Raw genomic sequence first — 16,483 nt, 5'->3', positions numbered from 1 at the left:
GGCGGCTCTCTTTTCAATGTCTCAACTTTTCACTATACTGGTATTGAGAGAATTGAAAACGATTACATAAGGGGGAAAGCTGCACAGCAGCAACAACATGAATAATAAAACAGTATTTCCGGCAGCTTCATATGAAGAGTGGATTGAACAGGTGGAAAAAGTGTTAAAAGGAAAGCCGGTTGATTCATTAAATAAAATGACGCCGGAAGGAATTACGTTACATCCTTTATATACAGACAGACCTGAAACAGACGACAGCCATATTTCAAGGTACTGGAAACCTAACCCTGACTGGCTTATTGCGCAGCAGGCATTTGGACTTCAAGCATCTAAGCTGATTTCAGCTGCAAGAGAAGAGTTAACCAGAGGTTCTGACATAGTCGCATTAGATAGTGAGACATCCGGCTGTTTTAACGCTCAGGATGCCGTCAGCCTGTTTAGCTTAAAAGACGAATTACATATCTATATAAAACATCAGGACGGGAACCCCTGGATCCAGGCCCTGAGTGACCGGAAAGTAAGAGGTGTTCTGGGAAGGGACTGGGGTAGCCAGGTTCAAAATAATACGACGGATGAAGCCTTTACAGAGATGAAAGAAATTGATCAGACGCACCCCGAATTGAAAAGTGTGATCCTCTCTAGTATTTCAATTCATCAAAAAGGGGCGAATATGATTCAGGAGCTTGCATTTATTCTTTCTCAGGCAAGCAGCGTGATCAGAAAAGCTGATCACCATGGATGGGCAATTGATAAGATTTGTTCTAAGATTCATGTGGAATTTGCAATCGGCTCAGATTTCTTTATGGAAATTTCAAAGCTGAGAGCTTTCCGGGCACTATGGCATCATTTCATGTCTCAGTATGGTGTCACACACACAGTGACAATTGGTGCTGAAACTGCTCAATTTACAAAATTAACACAGGATGAACATACAAATATGCTGAGAAGCGGGAATGAAGCTTTTGCAGCTGTTCTCGGCGGTGCTGATTATATCAGTGCAAAACCGTATGACTGGTTTAAACAAAAACCCTCCCAGCAGGCAATTCGTGCTGCGAGAAATATACTCCTGATTTTAAAGGAAGAAATGTTCCTGCAAAACCAGATTGATCCTGCAGGCGGGTCTTACTATGTTGAACATCTGACAAAAGAAATTGCTGAAAAGGCATGGGAACAATTTTGTGAGATTGAAGATAACAAGGGCATAGAGCATGTCTACAGTGAATTCATGAATGAGATTAAAACAGTCTTTGATAAAAGAGATCAGGATGTTCGTACCAGAAAACAATCACTCGTTGGTTTGAACAAATATGCACCACCAGAAAAGAATATTCTGAAACACATACCGGAAACAGCAGGCTATTCCTGGGACCTTCTGATCCAGAAGGTAAAAACGACTTCAACTGCGAGTGTATCACTTTATCCTGTGGGTGAATTAAAAGATTACAAACCGCGGGCAGATTTTGTGAAAGGTGTATTCTCAGCTGCAGGGATCGTACCTGATATTAATAATAATGAAGCGCAAGTGATCATCGTCTGCGGTTCTGATAAAGCATATGAAGAATATTTATTCGGTGTCATTCAATCAAAAAAAGCAGGACAAAAGGTATTTGCAGCTGGAAAGTATGAAGCTAGAGGACTTGATGGGGTTATATACAGCGGTATGGATATGATCTCATTTCTTGAAGAAGTATTGTTTGGTCAGAAGGGAGCAAATGGTCATGAAGCCTGAATTTAAGAAAAGTTCATTCAAATGGTCTGATTATACAAATACCACAAAGGCAGACAGCAGGCCAATGATTACAAACGAAGAAATTGAAATTAATTCGTATTATACTTCAACGGATGTTGAACAAGCTGACTATGTGAACGAACTTCCAGGGACAGCCCCTTTTACAAGAGGTCCGTACCCGACGATGTATACGACAAGACCGTGGACAATCAGACAATATGCTGGATTCTCGACTGCTGAGGAAAGTAATGCATTTTACCGCCGAAACCTCGAAATGGGTCAAAAGGGTTTATCTGTTGCTTTCGACCTTGCCACGCACCGTGGATATGATTCCGATCATAAAAGAGTAACTGGGGATGTAGGAAAAGCGGGTGTAGCAATTGATTCAGTTGAAGACATGAAAATACTTTTTGACGGAATTCCCCTTGATAAAATGTCTGTCTCCATGACAATGAATGGTGCAGTTCTGCCAATCATGGCTTTTTATATTGTTGCAGCAGAAGAGCAGGGAGTCAGCCCTGAACAACTGTCAGGTACAATTCAAAACGATATTTTGAAGGAATATATGGTGAGAAACACGTATATTTATCCTCCTGAGATGTCGATGAAGATTATTGCTGACATCTTTTCATATACAGCAGGACATATGCCGAAGTTCAATTCAATCTCGATTTCCGGTTATCATATTCAGGAAGCCGGGGCACCTGCTGATGTGGAACTTGCATATACGCTCGCAGACGGACTTGAGTATGTAAGAACCGGATTAAAAGCAGGGATTGATATAGACAAGTTTGCGCCAAGGCTCTCTTTTTTCTGGGGAATCGGGATGAACTACTTTATGGAAGTTGCAAAAATGAGAGCTGCAAGGAATATGTGGGCGCAGCTGATTAAACCTTTTAACCCTGAAAATCCAAAATCACTGATGCTGCGGACGCATTCTCAGACATCAGGATGGTCATTAACAGAGCAGGATCCATATAACAACGTCATGAGAACATTGATGGAAGCACACGCTGCGGCAATGGGACATACTCAGTCGCTCCATACGAATGCACTTGATGAAGCAATTGCTCTCCCGACTGACTTCTCAGCAAGAATTGCAAGAAATACGCAGCTTTATCTTCAGGAAGAAACTGGTATCACCAATGTAATCGATCCATGGGGAGGCTCTTATTATGTTGAATCACTGACTCAGCAAATCATGGATAAGGCGTGGGCCCATATTGAAGAAATCGAATCTCTTGGCGGCATGACAAAAGCGATTGAAACCGGCCTGCCAAAGATGCGGATTGAAGAAGCCGCTGCTAAAAGACAGGCGAAAATTGATTCGGGCAAAGAAGTGATTATCGGTGTGAACCGCTTCCGCCTGGATCAGGAAGATGAAATGGATATTTTATCAATCGATAACGAGAAAGTACGCCAGGCACAGATTGAACGGATTCAAAGAATGCGTGATGAACGGGATGAGACAGCGGTGAATGAAGCGTTAAACGATCTGACTGAAGCTGCAGAGTCGGGTGAAGCAAATCTGCTTGAAAAAGCCATTTATGCTGCAAGACTGAGAGCCACGCTTGGAGAAATCTCAGACGCAGTTGAAAAAGTATGCGGAAGACATCAGGCGGTGATTCGATCAGTCAGCGGTGTTTACAGTGATGCCTACTCTGATGCAGATGCGATTGATAACGTGCGTGAAATGACTCAGGCCTTTATGGACAATGAAGGGAGAAGACCGAGAATCTTAATTGCTAAGATGGGTCAGGATGGGCATGACCGGGGGGCAAAAGTGATTTCCACTGCCTTTGCAGACCTCGGTTTCGATGTGGATATCGGCCCGTTGTTCCAGACGCCTGAAGAAACTGCAGCTCAGGCTGTAGAAAATGATGTTCATGTGATCGGAGTCAGCTCACTTGCTGCAGGTCATAAAACACTTGTGCCAGCGCTTATAAATGAACTGAAAAAGTGGAACAGGGAAGATATCATGGTCGTAATCGGCGGTGTCATTCCTGCCCAGGACTATGCCTATTTATTGAATAATGGTGCATCTGCCATCTTTGGCCCGGGTACGGTCATACCGGCAGCTGCTGAAAAAGTAATTGAAGAAATTTATCTCCGCCTTGGATACGAGGAAGTTATGCAGGATGACTAATCCTAAAAAAAGAAGAGTTTTTCAAAAGAAGGTTAGGGAAGAAATTGATGTTAAACACCTGGCTGAAAAAATGATTAAAGGTGACAGAGGAGCTTTATCAAAAGGTATTACAATCATTGAAAGCCATGCAAGACATCACAGACAGACTGCAAATGACCTGATTCAGCTGATTTTACCGTATACAGGAGATAGTGTAAGAGTTGGAATCACTGGTGTGCCTGGTGCAGGAAAGAGTACATGGATAGAGGCTTTTGGTAAAACAGCTGTCAGCAAAAAACATAAAACTGCTGTGCTTGCAGTAGATCCAAGCTCATCTTTATCCGGAGGCAGTATTCTTGGTGATAAGACCAGAATGGAATTTCTTGCGCATCACCCTGATGTATTTATCAGACCTTCCCCCTCCTCAGGCACTCTTGGCGGTGTGGCAAGAATGACAAGGGAAACGATTCTGCTCTGTGAAGCAGCCGGTTATGACCTTATTCTGGTTGAAACTGTCGGGGTAGGCCAAAGTGAAGGGATAGTAAGAGGCATGACTGATTTCTTCCTGCTACTTTCATTGACCGGGGCGGGTGACGAACTGCAGGGGATGAAAAAAGGGATCATGGAACTTGTTGATGCCATTGTCATTAATAAAGCGGATGGCGCCAATAAAGAACAGGCAGTTAAAACAATGCACGATTACAATCAGATTTTAAGATTTATCACACCAGCTACAAAAGGATGGAAACCGAAAGCCTATACCTGCTCAGCATTATATAATGACGGTATTAATGATGTTTGGGATGCAGTATTTGAATTTATCGAAGCAACAAAAAAAACAGGAGAGTTTCACAAACGTCGCAGTAGACAGTCAGTTGACTGGATGAATCAGCTTATACAGATAAAGCTGAATGAAACTTTCTTTAATGATCAGAAAAAGCTTCAACTTAAAATACTGGAAGAAAAAGTCCGTAGTGGTGAAGTGTCTCCTTCAGAAGCAGCAGAACTTTTGTTTGATTAAGTCTTTTGAGTAGCTTAAAACAAAAAAGGACGGCAGAAATTCTGCCGTCAAAGAAATCTAGGGAGTTTAGGGGTTAAATCTAGATCCTAGTAGCTATTATTCCACGGTTAAAAAAAAATAAACCTTTTTTATTTTATTCAGCCACATTTTTTGGAATGTTGTTAATTGTATATAGTTGATAAACATGCGGTTGTCATCTATGATTAAATTGTAATCACCTTTAAAGGAGAGTCGGAAAATGAGCATGGATTTTAATATATTTATGAATGATGTAGTCCGTCAGGCGAGAGAAGAAATTGAAGCTGCAGGTTACGAGCAGCTGACTACACCTGAGGAAGTTGAAGAAACGCTTGAAAAAGAAGGTACGACTCTTGTAATGGTTAATTCGGTTTGCGGTTGTGCAGGCGGTATTGCCCGTCCTGCAGCTTCACATGCGATCCATTATGATAAGCGTCCCGACCGTCTTGTTACCGTATTTGCAGGACAGGATAAAGAAGCGACAGCGAAAGCCAGAAGCTATTTTGAAGGCTATCCGCCGTCATCTCCATCTTTTGCATTACTGAAAGACGGAAAAATCATTTCAATGGTCGAAAGACATGAAATTGAAGGTCACGATCCAATGTCAGTAATTGCAAACCTTCAGAGTCTGTTTGAAGTGCACTGTAAAGAATTATAATAAAATTTAGGCTATGTTAAAGCCCAATGTTGTTTTAGCACAGATGGTGATTGGAGCGGAAGGGGGACGACTCCAGCAGGAGAAGCGTGACAGGTGAGCCCCCGCAGAAGCGTAGCTTCGAGGAGGCTCACCGCACGCCCTGCGGAAAGCGTTCCCTCTGAAGCGGAAATCAACAGCCACCTTTAACAGAGCTAAAATTTAAAAACCGTGCCGTGTGCACGGTTTTTTCTTATGTCCATATATTGATTGAAAAATCTGAATAATTTTATATTTATTCATTTATTAAAAAAGTATTGCAAGATCATGAGAGGGTGATAGAATAAAAATATAATAAATATACAAGTTATTGTATTAAAATACGTTTTTGGGGGAATTGAAATGAAAAAAATGTTATTTGTATCTGCACTGACGGGTGCGCTGGTATTATCAGCTTGCGGTTTTGAGGATCAATCAGGATCTTCAACAGAAAATTCATCAGAAGATAAGCCGCAGCTTGTAATGGGAACTTCAGCAGATTACAAACCTTTTGAATACGTTGATACTGCGAACGGGGAAGAAATTATCGGTTATGATATCGACCTTGCTAATATGATTGCAGACGAACTCGGATTTGAATTCACGATTAAAGATATGGAATTCAGCGGACTGATTACAGCTTTACAAAATGAGCAGGTTGATTTTGTATTGGCTGCGATGACGCCGACAGAAGAAAGAAAACAGAACGTTGAATTCACTGATATTTATTATGTGGCACAGGATATGATCATTTCTCTTGATGGCAGCGGGATCACATCTCCTGAGGATCTTGATGGAAAAACAGTTGGCGTTCAACTTGGTTCTATTCAGCAGGAGTATGTTGATGGGCTTGCAGAGGAAATGGATGTGACAGTTGAAACGAGAAACCGTATTCCTGAATTAATGCAGGATGTGATTAATGAGAGATTTGATGCGATTATCGTTGAAAATACTGTAGCAGAAGGATATCTGAATAATAGCGAGGAATTGACAGGTAACACAATTGAAGTAGAAGAACAGGAAGCCGGTTCTGCTATAGCATTACCTCTTGGCAGCGAATGGACAGAGCAGTTTAATGAAGTACTTGCTGAGCTTGAAGAGTCAGGTGAACTTGAAAAGCTGGCTGAAAAATGGTTCGACGCAGAAGCGTCCGAATAAATTTTAAAAGAGTGCTGCTTTAGAGCACTCTTTTATTGTTTCGCTTTGTTTCTAAATATCACGACAGGAAGGCTGATTGAGTATGAATTTCGAACAAATCGTCCCATCGATGCCATATATCCTACAGGGGATCTGGGTAACATTACAAATCGTTTTAATCGCAGGGTTACTCGGTTTTGCAATTGGTATTATTTTATCCTTATTTAAAATCGGGAGAATCCCATTTTTGAGATGGTTTGCAGACGGCTATACATCTATTTTCAGAGGAACGCCGCTTGTACTGCAGCTGATGATCATCTATTATGCATCACCTCAGCTCTTCGGGGTACAGATCGAAGCTTATACTGCAGCAATTTTATCATTCGGTTTAAACTCTGCGGCATATATATCGGAAATTATCCGTGCAGGGATCCAGGCGGTGGATAAAGGACAGCGTGAAGCTGCTATGGCGCTTGGTGTGCCATATAATAAAATGATGAAAGACGTTATTTTGTCGCAGGCACTAAAAAACATCCTGCCTGCTTTAATGAATGAATTTATTACTCTGACAAAAGAGTCAGCGATTGTGACAGTCATCGGTGTTACTGATATCATGAGAAGAGCTTATATCGTCGGCAGTGATAAATTTTCATTTTTAGAACCATTGTTATTTGCCGGAATGATTTATTATCTTATGGTACTGGTTCTGACATTTGCCGGTAAATGGGTTGAAGGGAGAATGAGAAAAAGTGATTAAAGTAGAAGGATTATATAAATCATTTGGACAACTAGAGGTCTTGAAAGATATCACCGCAGAAATTAAAGAAGGAGAAGTTGTCGTGGTGATCGGGCCATCAGGTTCAGGGAAATCCACTTTTCTGCGTTGTTTGAATCTGCTTGAAGAACCTACATCAGGGAAAATTGTGATTGGACAGGATGAAGTAACAGGCAAAAAATTCAACCCTCAGAAGCTGCGTTCAGAGGTCGGGATGGTGTTCCAACATTTTCACTTGTTCCCGCATATGACTGTGCTTGAAAATGTCACATATGCACCATTAAAAGTAAAGGGTGTTCAAAAGCAGGAAGCAGATCAGCTTGGCAGAGAGCTGCTCGCTAAAGTCGGACTGTCAGAAAAAGCAGACGAATATCCAAACAGGTTATCAGGCGGACAAAAGCAGCGTGTGGCAATTGCCAGAGCACTCGCTATGCAGCCAAATGTTATGCTGTTTGATGAGCCTACTTCAGCGCTTGATCCTGAGATGGTAAAAGAAGTACTTGATGTAATGAAGTCACTCGCGAAAACCGGTATGACGATGATGATTGTCACTCATGAAATGGGCTTTGCGAGAGAAGTAGCTGACAGAGTGATCTTTATGGACGAGGGAATGCTTGTAGAACAGGCAGATCCAACATCATTTTTCAGTTCACCTTCCTCAGAAAGAGCGCAGAATTTCCTTCAAAAAGTGTTATAATAAATCTGACGTTACCCAAAGTATATCGATACTTTGGGTTTAAATTTTTTCTATTTCATATATGTGAAAGAAAGGAAGAACGAATGTTTCGAATCGGATATCGCACCATAAAAACAGCTGCAGGGACTGCGATTGCCATTGCGGTTGCCGGAATGCTCGGGCTTGAAAATTTTGCATCCGCAGGAATCATTACCATTTTATGCATACAAAATACAAAGCGGAAATCTGTTAAAGCGTCCTGGAGCAGGGTTGCAGCATGTATAATCGCCATGATATTTTCTTTTTTCATTTTTGAAGGGATCGCTTACCATCCTGTTACCATCGGGCTGTTAATTCTGTTTTTCATACCAACTGCTGTAGCCCTGAAGATCAAAGAAGGAATTGTGACAAGCAGTGTCATTATTTTGCATCTGTATACAAGTAACCATATTACGTTCGCTCTGATTGGTAATGAATTAATGCTTCTGACGATCGGGGTGATCACTGCGCTTTTGATGAACTTGTACATGCCGAGTGTTGAAAGTAAAATGGGAAACATGCAGATGCAGATTGAAGAACAATTCAAGGAGATTTTTGAGCAGATGTCCGCATACCTGAGAGATACTCATTCAGAGTGGAATGATCATTTGTTAAAGGAAACAGAAGCTCTGATTAAAGAGGGGAAAACGATTGCTTTTCAGGATGTTGAAAATCACTTTTTAAGAAATGAGAATATTTATTATCTCTATTTTACGATGAGAGAAAAGCAGTTTGTGCTCATCAAAAGGATGCTGCCTCTGTTGCAAAGCTTAAATTCTGAAGTCGAGCAGAGGGAAATGATTGCTGAGTTCGTTGAAGATTTAAGCACGCATATTCATCCGGGAAACACAGCAGTCTTATATTTGAAAAAGTTGTTTGACATGAAGCTGCTGATAGAAGAAATGCCAATGCCAAGAGAGCGTAACGAATTTGAGACGAGGGCAGCATTGTTTCAGTTTATACGTGAAATGGAAGAATACCTGCAGCTGAAACAATCCTTCAGAGGGATTCCATTATCAAGAAGACAGGCAGAAATGTAAAGGAGCAGCGGATCCTGTGATCCACTGCTCCATTTTTTAAAATACAACCATTGATAATCCGATAGCAAGCGTCGAAGCCAGCATCGCAAAAATCATCAGGTAAACAATAAAAGTTCTGAATTTGCGGTTGCGCAAAATGATTCGCTCCTTTTACAGCATATTGATTTAATTGTACACGCCTGTACAATCCTTCGCAAGTAGTAGTCAACTTCAGCTGATATCGTTACAATAGAAAAGTAGCCGTCTGAAAGGGGAATTCTAATGAAAAAAACAGATCATATCGGAGTAGCAGTTAAATCAATTGAAGAAGCACTGCCTTTTTACACTAATATGTTAGCGCTTACTTTACTGAAGCAGGAAACAGTTGATTCCCAGGGAGTCAAAGTAGCATTTTTAGATGCCGGGAATATTAAAATTGAATTACTTGAACCGCTGAACAGTGATTCTCCAATTGCAGCTTTTATTAATAAGAGAGGTGAAGGCATTCACCATGTGGCATTTGGCGTGAGCGATATTGATCAAAGAATGGAAGAACTGAAAAGCAAAGGGCTAAAGTTTACCTCAGAGGGTTCAAAAACCGGAGCGGGCGGTGCCCAGGTCGCATTCCTGCATCCTAAACAGGCACATGGTGTGCTATATGAACTTTGCGATCACGATTATAAAGGAGGCAGTCATCATGAGTGATATGTTCGAAAAAATTAATGAGTTATACGATAAAAAACGGGAAATTGAGCTCGGAGGCGGAGATGAGCGCATTGATAAGCAGCATGAAAAAGGCAAGCTGACAGCCCGTGAAAGAATCGATCTTTTAGTGGATAAGGGGTCTTTTGTAGAATTGAATCCTTTTATTGAGCACCGCTGCGGAGATTTTGGAATGGAATCACAAAAGGGACCCGGGGATGGTGTTGTAACCGGTTATGGCAAAGTAAACGGACGCCCGATATATTTATTTTCACAGGACTTTACTGTATTTGGTGGTGCGCTTGGGGAAATGCACGCAGCTAAAATTGCAAATGTAATGGATCTTGCAGCAAAAAACCGGGCTCCGTTTATTGGATTGAATGATTCAGGAGGCGCCCGGATCCAGGAAGGTGTCGTTTCATTAGATGGATACGGTCAGATTTTTTACCGTAATTCCATCTATTCCGGCGTAATGCCACAGATCTCTGTCATAATGGGACCGTGTGCGGGTGGCGCAGTTTATTCTCCAGCTATTACTGATTTTGTTTTCATGGTGGATAAAACAAGCCAGATGTTTATTACAGGACCTAAAGTAATTGAAACAGTAACAGGTGAAAAAATATCTTCAGAGGATCTGGGCGGATCGAAAATACATAATTCTATCAGTGGAAACGCTCATTTCCGTGCTGAAACTGAACAGGAAACGCTTGAGCAGGTTAGACAGCTGCTTAGCTACCTGCCGCAGTCCAATGAAGAACAGCCACCAGTAGCCGATGTGCCGGATGAATCTGATGACAGACCGGACTTAGCTGATGCGATTCCATTCGATCCGCTGCGTCCCTATGATGTCAGAATTGTCATTGATCACGTTGTGGATAAAAACTCATTTATGGAAGTGCAGAAAGAATTTGCACGCAATATTGTCGTAGGTTTTGCAAGAATCAAAGGTGAGACAGTTGGACTTGTGTGTAACCAGCCGAAAGTAATGGCAGGCGGTCTTGATATTGATTCAAGTGATAAAGCATCAAGGTTTATCCGCTTTTGTGATTCATTTAATATTCCGATTATCACGTTTGAAGATGTAACCGGATTCTTCCCGGGTATTAAACAGGAGCACGGTGGGATTATCAGACACGGTGCAAAAATTCTGTATGCCTATTCAGAAGCTACCGTACCGAAGATGACAGTCATTTTACGTAAAGCTTATGGTGGGGCTTACGTGGCATTGAACAGTAAATCAATTGGAGCAGACCTTGTTTTTGCATGGCCGAATGCAGAAATTGCAGTAATGGGACCACAGGGGGCTGCCAATATTATTTTTGCCAGAGAGATTGCAAACAGTGATGAGCCTGAAGTAACACGAGCTAAAAAGATTGAGGAATACCGTGAAAAGTTCGCAAACCCATTTGTGGCTGCTTCAAGAGGAATGGTGGACGATGTGATTGATCCGAGAGAAACGAGAATTAAGCTGATCCAGGCGCTTGAGATGATGAGAAACAAGCATGAAGAACGTCCAAAGAAAAAGCACGGAAACATACCGCTGTAATAAGTGACAGTTCTTCGTTATACTTAATACTTATTATGATTTTTTCGGAGGTTTTTAGATGAATAAAGAACGTGTAGTGAATCAATTTATTGAACTTGTTAAAGTAGATTCTGAAACGAAATACGAATCTGACATTTCTAAAGTGCTGAAGAAAATATTCACAGAGCTTGGCTGTGAGATTGAAGAAGACGACAGTATGAAAGAGACCGGGCACGGTGCTAATAACCTGATTATCACGCTAAAAGGACAGGATCAATCAGCTGATACGATTTACTTCACATCCCACATGGATACAGTTACGCCAGGGAAAGGAATTAACCCTGTCATCAAAGAGGATGGATACATTTATTCTGATGGTTCAACCATCCTTGGTGCGGATGATAAAGCAGGTATTGCTGCGATGATTGAAATGATTCTTCAATTGAAAGAACAGAATATCAGCCACGGAGATATTCAATTTATCATTACTGCCGGTGAAGAATCAGGACTTGTTGGTGCTAAAGCGCTTGATCCATCTTATGTAAAAGCAAAGTACGGTTATGCTGTAGACAGTGATGGACAAGTTGGAAATATTATCGTAGCAGCTCCGACTCAGGCAAAAATCAAGGCTGTCATTCACGGAAAAACGGCACATGCCGGCGTAGCACCTGAAAAAGGTGTGTCAGCTATTACAATCGCTTCTAAAGCAATTGCAAACATGAACCTTGGCCGTCTTGATGAAGAGACTACTGCAAATATTGGCCGCTTTGAAGGTGGAAGTGCCACTAATATCGTCTGTGACCGTGTAGATGTATTAGCAGAAGCAAGATCATTGGTTCCTGAAAAAATGGAAAAACAGGCACAGGAAATGAAAAAAGCTTTTGAAGATGCAGCCGAGGAAATGGGTGGCAGGGCTGATGTTGAGATCCAGGTAATGTACCCGGGCTTTAAATTCAGTGAAAACGACCATGTTGTTCAGTTGGCGAAGAAGGCAGCAAAGGCAATCGGCAGAACTTCCGAGCTACTGACAAGCGGTGGAGGAAGCGATGCGAATGTCATTGCAGGTATGGGTGTGCCGACTGTAAACCTTGCAGTGGGCTATGAAGAAATCCATACAACCAATGAGCGTATGCCGGTTGATGAATTAGTTAAATTAAGTGAATTATTGACTCAGATTGTGAAAGAAAGCAATCAATAAAAAAGCAGGTTTTCCTGCTTTTTTATTGATTTGCTCATAATATTATTATGTAAACTAAATAATTATGGAAAACCCTGTTGTTTTATGGTACATTAGTATCATTCGAAAAAGGGGGAAATTAGTTATGGAAGATGGATTAAAAGCAGTTGTTTTTAAGTGTGGAAACGAAGAATACGCCATTTCAATTCAATCAGTTATATCAATTGAAAAAGAAGAGAAAGTAACACCTGTTCCGCATCTTCCCGCATATATGCCCGGGATCACTGAAGTAAGGGGAGAGCTTGTCCCTGTTTTGGACTTTGAAGAGATCCTTTACAGCAGGCCGCTGGTTGCTGAAGAATCAAAGATGCTTGTATTGAAGACAGAACAGCTTTCACTCGCCGTACGTGTAAGAGATGCAAAGGAAATCATTGATATTCCGTCAGAGCGCCTAAAAGAAATAGGGCTCGCAGCATACAGAAAAACAGAGTATTTCACTTCAGTTGCACAACTGGAAAATCGCTTGATTACCATCATTGATCCTGAGGTTCTGACAGAGAGTCTCGATGGAATGAAAGAAATCAGGGATTATATAGCTGAAGCCAAATCACAGGAAATTTCCTGATTATAGATCATGATTTAACAGATGTTCCTTTATGAAGGAACATTTTTTTTTGTGTGATTTTCGTGTAATATTTTCAGTAGTGAACAATAGAAGGGATTGAGTTGATGAGCGGAAGTGGAAAAATTATTCTCCATATTGATATGAACAGCTTTTATGCTTCAGTTGAAGCTGCTCATCAGCCGGAACTGAAAGGGAAGGCGATTGCGATTGCAGGTAATCCTGAAGAGCGGAGAGGCATTGTTGTCACCTGCAGCTATGAGGCGAGGAGTAAAGGTGTCAAAACCACTATGCAGGTTCATGAAGCACTGAAGCTTTGTCCTGAGCTGATTGTACTCAGACCTGATTTCACACGCTACAGACAGGCCTCTAAAGCCATTTTTGATATTCTGAGAAGTTATACTACGATGGTTGAACCTGTATCAATTGATGAAGGATATATGGATATCACGGAGGTTGAAGGAAACCCGATAGAGTTGATTAAAGAAATTCAGGACAGAATTCTAAGGGAGCTTGATCTTCCGTGCAGTATTGGTGTTTCTCCAAATAAGTTTCTTTCTAAAATGGCTTCGGATATGAAAAAACCGATGGGGATAACAGTGCTGAGAAAAAGAGAAATTGAGCACAAACTCTGGCCCATGCCAATCCGTGAGATGAACGGAGTAGGGGAGAAAACGGCTGAAAAATTATCTTCTCTTTCCATCGAGACCATTGGAGATCTTGCATCAGCTGATGAAATAAAATTGAAAGTATTGCTTGGTATTAATGGACTGAAGCTGAAGAACAGAGCAAATGGGATTGATTCGAGAAAAGTGGACCCGGAAAGTATCTATGATTACAAAAGTGTAGGGAATTCAACTACGCTGCCAAAGGATCTGACAAATCAAAGTGAACTGTTAAAAGTAATTGAGCAGCTGTCAGAAAAGGTCAGTGAACGATTAAGTACGAAGCAGATGATCGGGTATGCTCTACAGATCATGATCCGTTTTAAAAACAGAAAAACCATAACCAGGAGTCTTACACTCAGTCACCCGCTGTATGACAGAAATCATATAGCTGAAGAAGCAAAAGGACTTTTTCTGAAGCATTGGAACGGAACGCCGGTCAGACTGCTCGGTGTCACAGTACAAGATCTGGCTGATAAAAGTCATGCTTATAAACAGATTGATTTATTTTCATATGAGGAAGATGTTAAGTATGAGCCGGTCGAAAAAGTGATGAGAGAACTTGAAGAGAAACACGGAAAAGGAATTCTGACACGTGGGATGAAAAGCGCGAAAAGTGTCCAGAATGCAGAAACCAGTTTCAGCAAAGATTTTCTTGATGACCATAATTAGAGGGTCATCGTTCGATTTTTTGGCGTTTAATGATACAATAGTTTAGGATCAAAGGGAGAACGAAGACAGAAAGGAAGTTGATTATGTCAAAACATCAATTTGGCGTTGTCGGTTTGGCAGTTATGGGTAAAAACCTTGCATGGAATATTGAAAGCAGAGGTTTTTCAGTTGCTGTGTATAACCGGTCTTCTGAAAAAGTTGACGATATGTTAAATGAATCCGGAGGCAAGCAGATCCACGGTACATATAGCCTGGAAGAGTTTGTGGATTCTCTTGAGACACCGAGAAAAATTATGCTCATGGTAAAGGCAGGTCCTGCTACAGATGCAACGATCTCAGGGTTGCTGCCTTTACTTGATAAGGGTGATATTCTGATTGATGGCGGGAATACATTTTATCAGGATACAATCCGCCGTAACAAAGAGTTAAGTGAGTATGGTGTACACTTTATCGGTACCGGCGTATCCGGCGGTGAAGAAGGCGCACTGACAGGCCCTTCAATTATGCCTGGTGGACAGAAAGAAGCCTATGATCTCGTGGCGCCGATTTTCAACGAAATTTCCGCAAAAGTGAATGGGGAAGCCTGCAGTACGTATATCGGCCCTGATGGTGCGGGACATTATGTAAAAATGGTGCATAACGGGATTGAATACGCGGATATGCAGCTGATTGCAGAATCCTACTTCCTGATGAAGCAGGTGCTTGGATTGAATGCTGAAGACTTGCATGAAGTTTTCACAGAGTGGAATAAAGGTGAACTCGACAGCTATCTGATCGAAATTACAGCAGATATCTTTAAAAAATATGATGATGAAACCGGTAAACCGATGGTAGACGTGATCCTTGATAAAGCAGGGCAAAAGGGTACCGGAAAATGGACAAGCCAAAGCGCACTTGACCTTGGTACACCACTTCCGATCATTACAGAATCAGTATTTGCACGGTTTATTTCAGCACTGAAAGATGAGCGTGTGAAGGCAAGCGGGATTTTAAGCGGACCTGAACCAAAGTTACCTGAAGAAGATAAAAAAGAGTGGGTTGAAGCGATCAGACGCGCACTTTATATGTCTAAAATTGCTTCCTATGCACAAGGCTTCGCTCAAATGAGAGCTGCTTCTGAAGAATATAACTGGGATCTGAAATTCGGTGAGATTGCGATGATTTTCCGTGGAGGATGTATTATCCGTGCCCAGTTCCTTCAAAAGATAAAAGAAGCTTACGATAGAGATCCGCATTTGACTAATCTGATGCTTGATGATTACTTTAAGTCAATTGTTGAAAATTACCAGAGTGCACTGCGTGAAGTGATTGCGCTTGCTGTTAAGAATGGAATTCCGGTACCGGGCTTCTCTACAGCGCTGTCTTACTATGACAGTTACCGTACAGCGGTTCTGCCGGCTAATCTGATTCAGGCTCAGCGTGACTATTTCGGCGCACATACGTATGAGCGCACTGATAAAGAAGGTACATTCCATACTGAATGGATTGAAGATTAATCAATACCCGCCTTTCATTTTGAAAGGCGGGTATTATAGAATGGAGAGACTCTCATGAGAAGACTGTACGGTGCAATCGTATTCTATGCAGGTATTATGCATTTTCTTAAGGAAAGAAACTTCAGAAAGATCGTCCCGCCTGCTTTACCATTTAAAAAAGCCATTGTCTACATAACAGGTGTGATTGAAATTGTGATCGGGGCAATGCTGGTACTTGATAAAGGGGCAAAACTTGCAGGGAAACTGCTTGCGCTCTTTCTTGTTGCCGTCTGGCCGGCCAATATATATATGGCAAAGAAAAATGTGAGGATTGCAGGAAAAAAGATGCCTGCTGCTCTTTGGGGAAGAGTACTTTTTCAAATTCCGCTGATTCAGTGGGCATTGAAGATAGCAAAAAAGTAAGGCAGAGATG

At 41.5% G+C, this 16,483-nt stretch carries 16 protein-coding genes; 15 read left to right on the top strand and 1 reads right to left on the bottom strand.

Translation table 11 applies throughout. From position 1 onward, the window contains the following. Nucleotides 1-97 precede the first annotated feature (97 nt). The 8 genes from JOD21_RS00910 (at nt 98) to JOD21_RS00875 (ending at nt 9,233) form a co-directional block, all read left to right on the top strand. A complete protein-coding gene (locus tag JOD21_RS00910) occupies nt 98-1,729 on the top strand; it encodes a methylmalonyl-CoA mutase family protein (RefSeq protein WP_204727774.1) in 1,632 nt (543 codons plus the stop codon). Then, on the top strand, nt 1,719-3,875 hold the full coding sequence (scpA, locus tag JOD21_RS00905; RefSeq protein WP_204727773.1) for a methylmalonyl-CoA mutase: 2,157 nt from the start codon (nt 1,719-1,721) through the stop codon (nt 3,873-3,875). Before JOD21_RS00910 ends, scpA begins: the two co-directional genes overlap by 11 nt. Then, a complete protein-coding gene (gene meaB / locus JOD21_RS00900; RefSeq protein ID WP_204727772.1) occupies nt 3,868-4,875 on the top strand; it encodes a methylmalonyl Co-A mutase-associated GTPase MeaB in 1,008 nt (335 codons plus the stop codon). The genes scpA and meaB overlap by 8 nt, the downstream gene beginning before the upstream one ends. 238 nt (nt 4,876-5,113) lie before the next feature. Then, nucleotides 5,114-5,551 carry a BrxA/BrxB family bacilliredoxin gene (locus JOD21_RS00895; RefSeq protein WP_204727771.1) on the top strand — a complete coding sequence of 146 codons (438 nt, stop codon included), beginning with the start codon at nt 5,114-5,116 and terminating at the stop codon, nt 5,549-5,551. A 378-nt stretch (nt 5,552-5,929) separates the two neighbouring features. Then, on the top strand, nt 5,930-6,724 hold the full coding sequence (locus JOD21_RS00890) for a transporter substrate-binding domain-containing protein (protein WP_204727770.1): 795 nt from the start codon (nt 5,930-5,932) through the stop codon (nt 6,722-6,724). Between the two features lie 82 nt (nt 6,725-6,806). Beyond that, nucleotides 6,807-7,460, top strand: a complete 654-nt coding sequence (locus tag JOD21_RS00885; RefSeq protein WP_380269807.1) for an amino acid ABC transporter permease — start codon at nt 6,807-6,809, stop codon at nt 7,458-7,460. Next, nucleotides 7,453-8,175, top strand: a complete 723-nt coding sequence (locus tag JOD21_RS00880) for an ATP-binding cassette domain-containing protein (RefSeq protein WP_204727768.1) — start codon at nt 7,453-7,455, stop codon at nt 8,173-8,175. The genes JOD21_RS00885 and JOD21_RS00880 overlap by 8 nt, the downstream gene beginning before the upstream one ends. Nucleotides 8,176-8,258: 83 nt before the next feature. Continuing rightward, nucleotides 8,259-9,233, top strand: coding sequence for an aromatic acid exporter family protein (locus JOD21_RS00875; protein WP_204727767.1), 975 nt, complete (start codon nt 8,259-8,261; stop codon nt 9,231-9,233). A gap of 36 nt (nt 9,234-9,269) precedes the next feature. On the opposite strand, the gene prli42 is transcribed toward JOD21_RS00875, so the two are convergent. Continuing rightward, nucleotides 9,270-9,368: a stressosome-associated protein Prli42 gene (gene prli42, locus JOD21_RS00870; RefSeq protein ID WP_152614722.1), complete on the bottom strand. Its 99-nt coding sequence runs from the start codon at nt 9,366-9,368 to the stop codon at nt 9,270-9,272. A 126-nt stretch (nt 9,369-9,494) separates the two neighbouring features. Here prli42 and mce point away from each other — a divergent pair, with 126 nt between their 5' ends. The 7 genes from mce to JOD21_RS00835 all read left to right on the top strand — a co-directional run bounded on the left by mce (nt 9,495) and on the right by JOD21_RS00835 (nt 16,473). Beyond that, the gene (gene mce / locus JOD21_RS00865; protein ID WP_204727766.1) at nt 9,495-9,917 is read left to right on the top strand and encodes a methylmalonyl-CoA epimerase; all 423 of its coding nucleotides are present in this window, start codon (nt 9,495-9,497) and stop codon (nt 9,915-9,917) included. Further along, entirely contained in the window at nt 9,910-11,460 is a 1,551-nt protein-coding gene (locus JOD21_RS00860; protein WP_204727765.1) for an acyl-CoA carboxylase subunit beta, read from the top strand. Before mce ends, JOD21_RS00860 begins: the two co-directional genes overlap by 8 nt. A 58-nt stretch (nt 11,461-11,518) precedes the next feature. Next, complete coding sequence (locus tag JOD21_RS00855; protein ID WP_204727764.1) at nt 11,519-12,637, top strand: M20/M25/M40 family metallo-hydrolase; 1,119 nt, start codon at nt 11,519-11,521, stop codon at nt 12,635-12,637. Nucleotides 12,638-12,761: 124 nt separating this feature from the next. After that, a complete protein-coding gene (locus tag JOD21_RS00850) occupies nt 12,762-13,241 on the top strand; it encodes a chemotaxis protein CheW (protein WP_204727763.1) in 480 nt (159 codons plus the stop codon). A 104-nt stretch (nt 13,242-13,345) separates the two neighbouring features. Continuing rightward, complete coding sequence (locus JOD21_RS00845; RefSeq protein ID WP_204727762.1) at nt 13,346-14,575, top strand: DNA polymerase IV; 1,230 nt, start codon at nt 13,346-13,348, stop codon at nt 14,573-14,575. 83 nt (nt 14,576-14,658) lie between these two features. Beyond that, complete coding sequence (gene gndA / locus JOD21_RS00840; protein ID WP_204727761.1) at nt 14,659-16,071, top strand: NADP-dependent phosphogluconate dehydrogenase; 1,413 nt, start codon at nt 14,659-14,661, stop codon at nt 16,069-16,071. 54 nt (nt 16,072-16,125) lie between these two features. Then, nucleotides 16,126-16,473, top strand: coding sequence for a DoxX family protein (locus JOD21_RS00835; protein WP_204727760.1), 348 nt, complete (start codon nt 16,126-16,128; stop codon nt 16,471-16,473). The last annotated feature ends 10 nt before the right edge of the window (nt 16,474-16,483 follow it).

It is taken from the genome of Jeotgalibacillus terrae (assembly GCF_016908195.1).
Taxonomy (GTDB): domain Bacteria; phylum Bacillota; class Bacilli; order Bacillales; family Jeotgalibacillaceae; genus Jeotgalibacillus; species Jeotgalibacillus terrae.
This window is presented reverse-complemented; position numbering and strand designations above follow the sequence as displayed.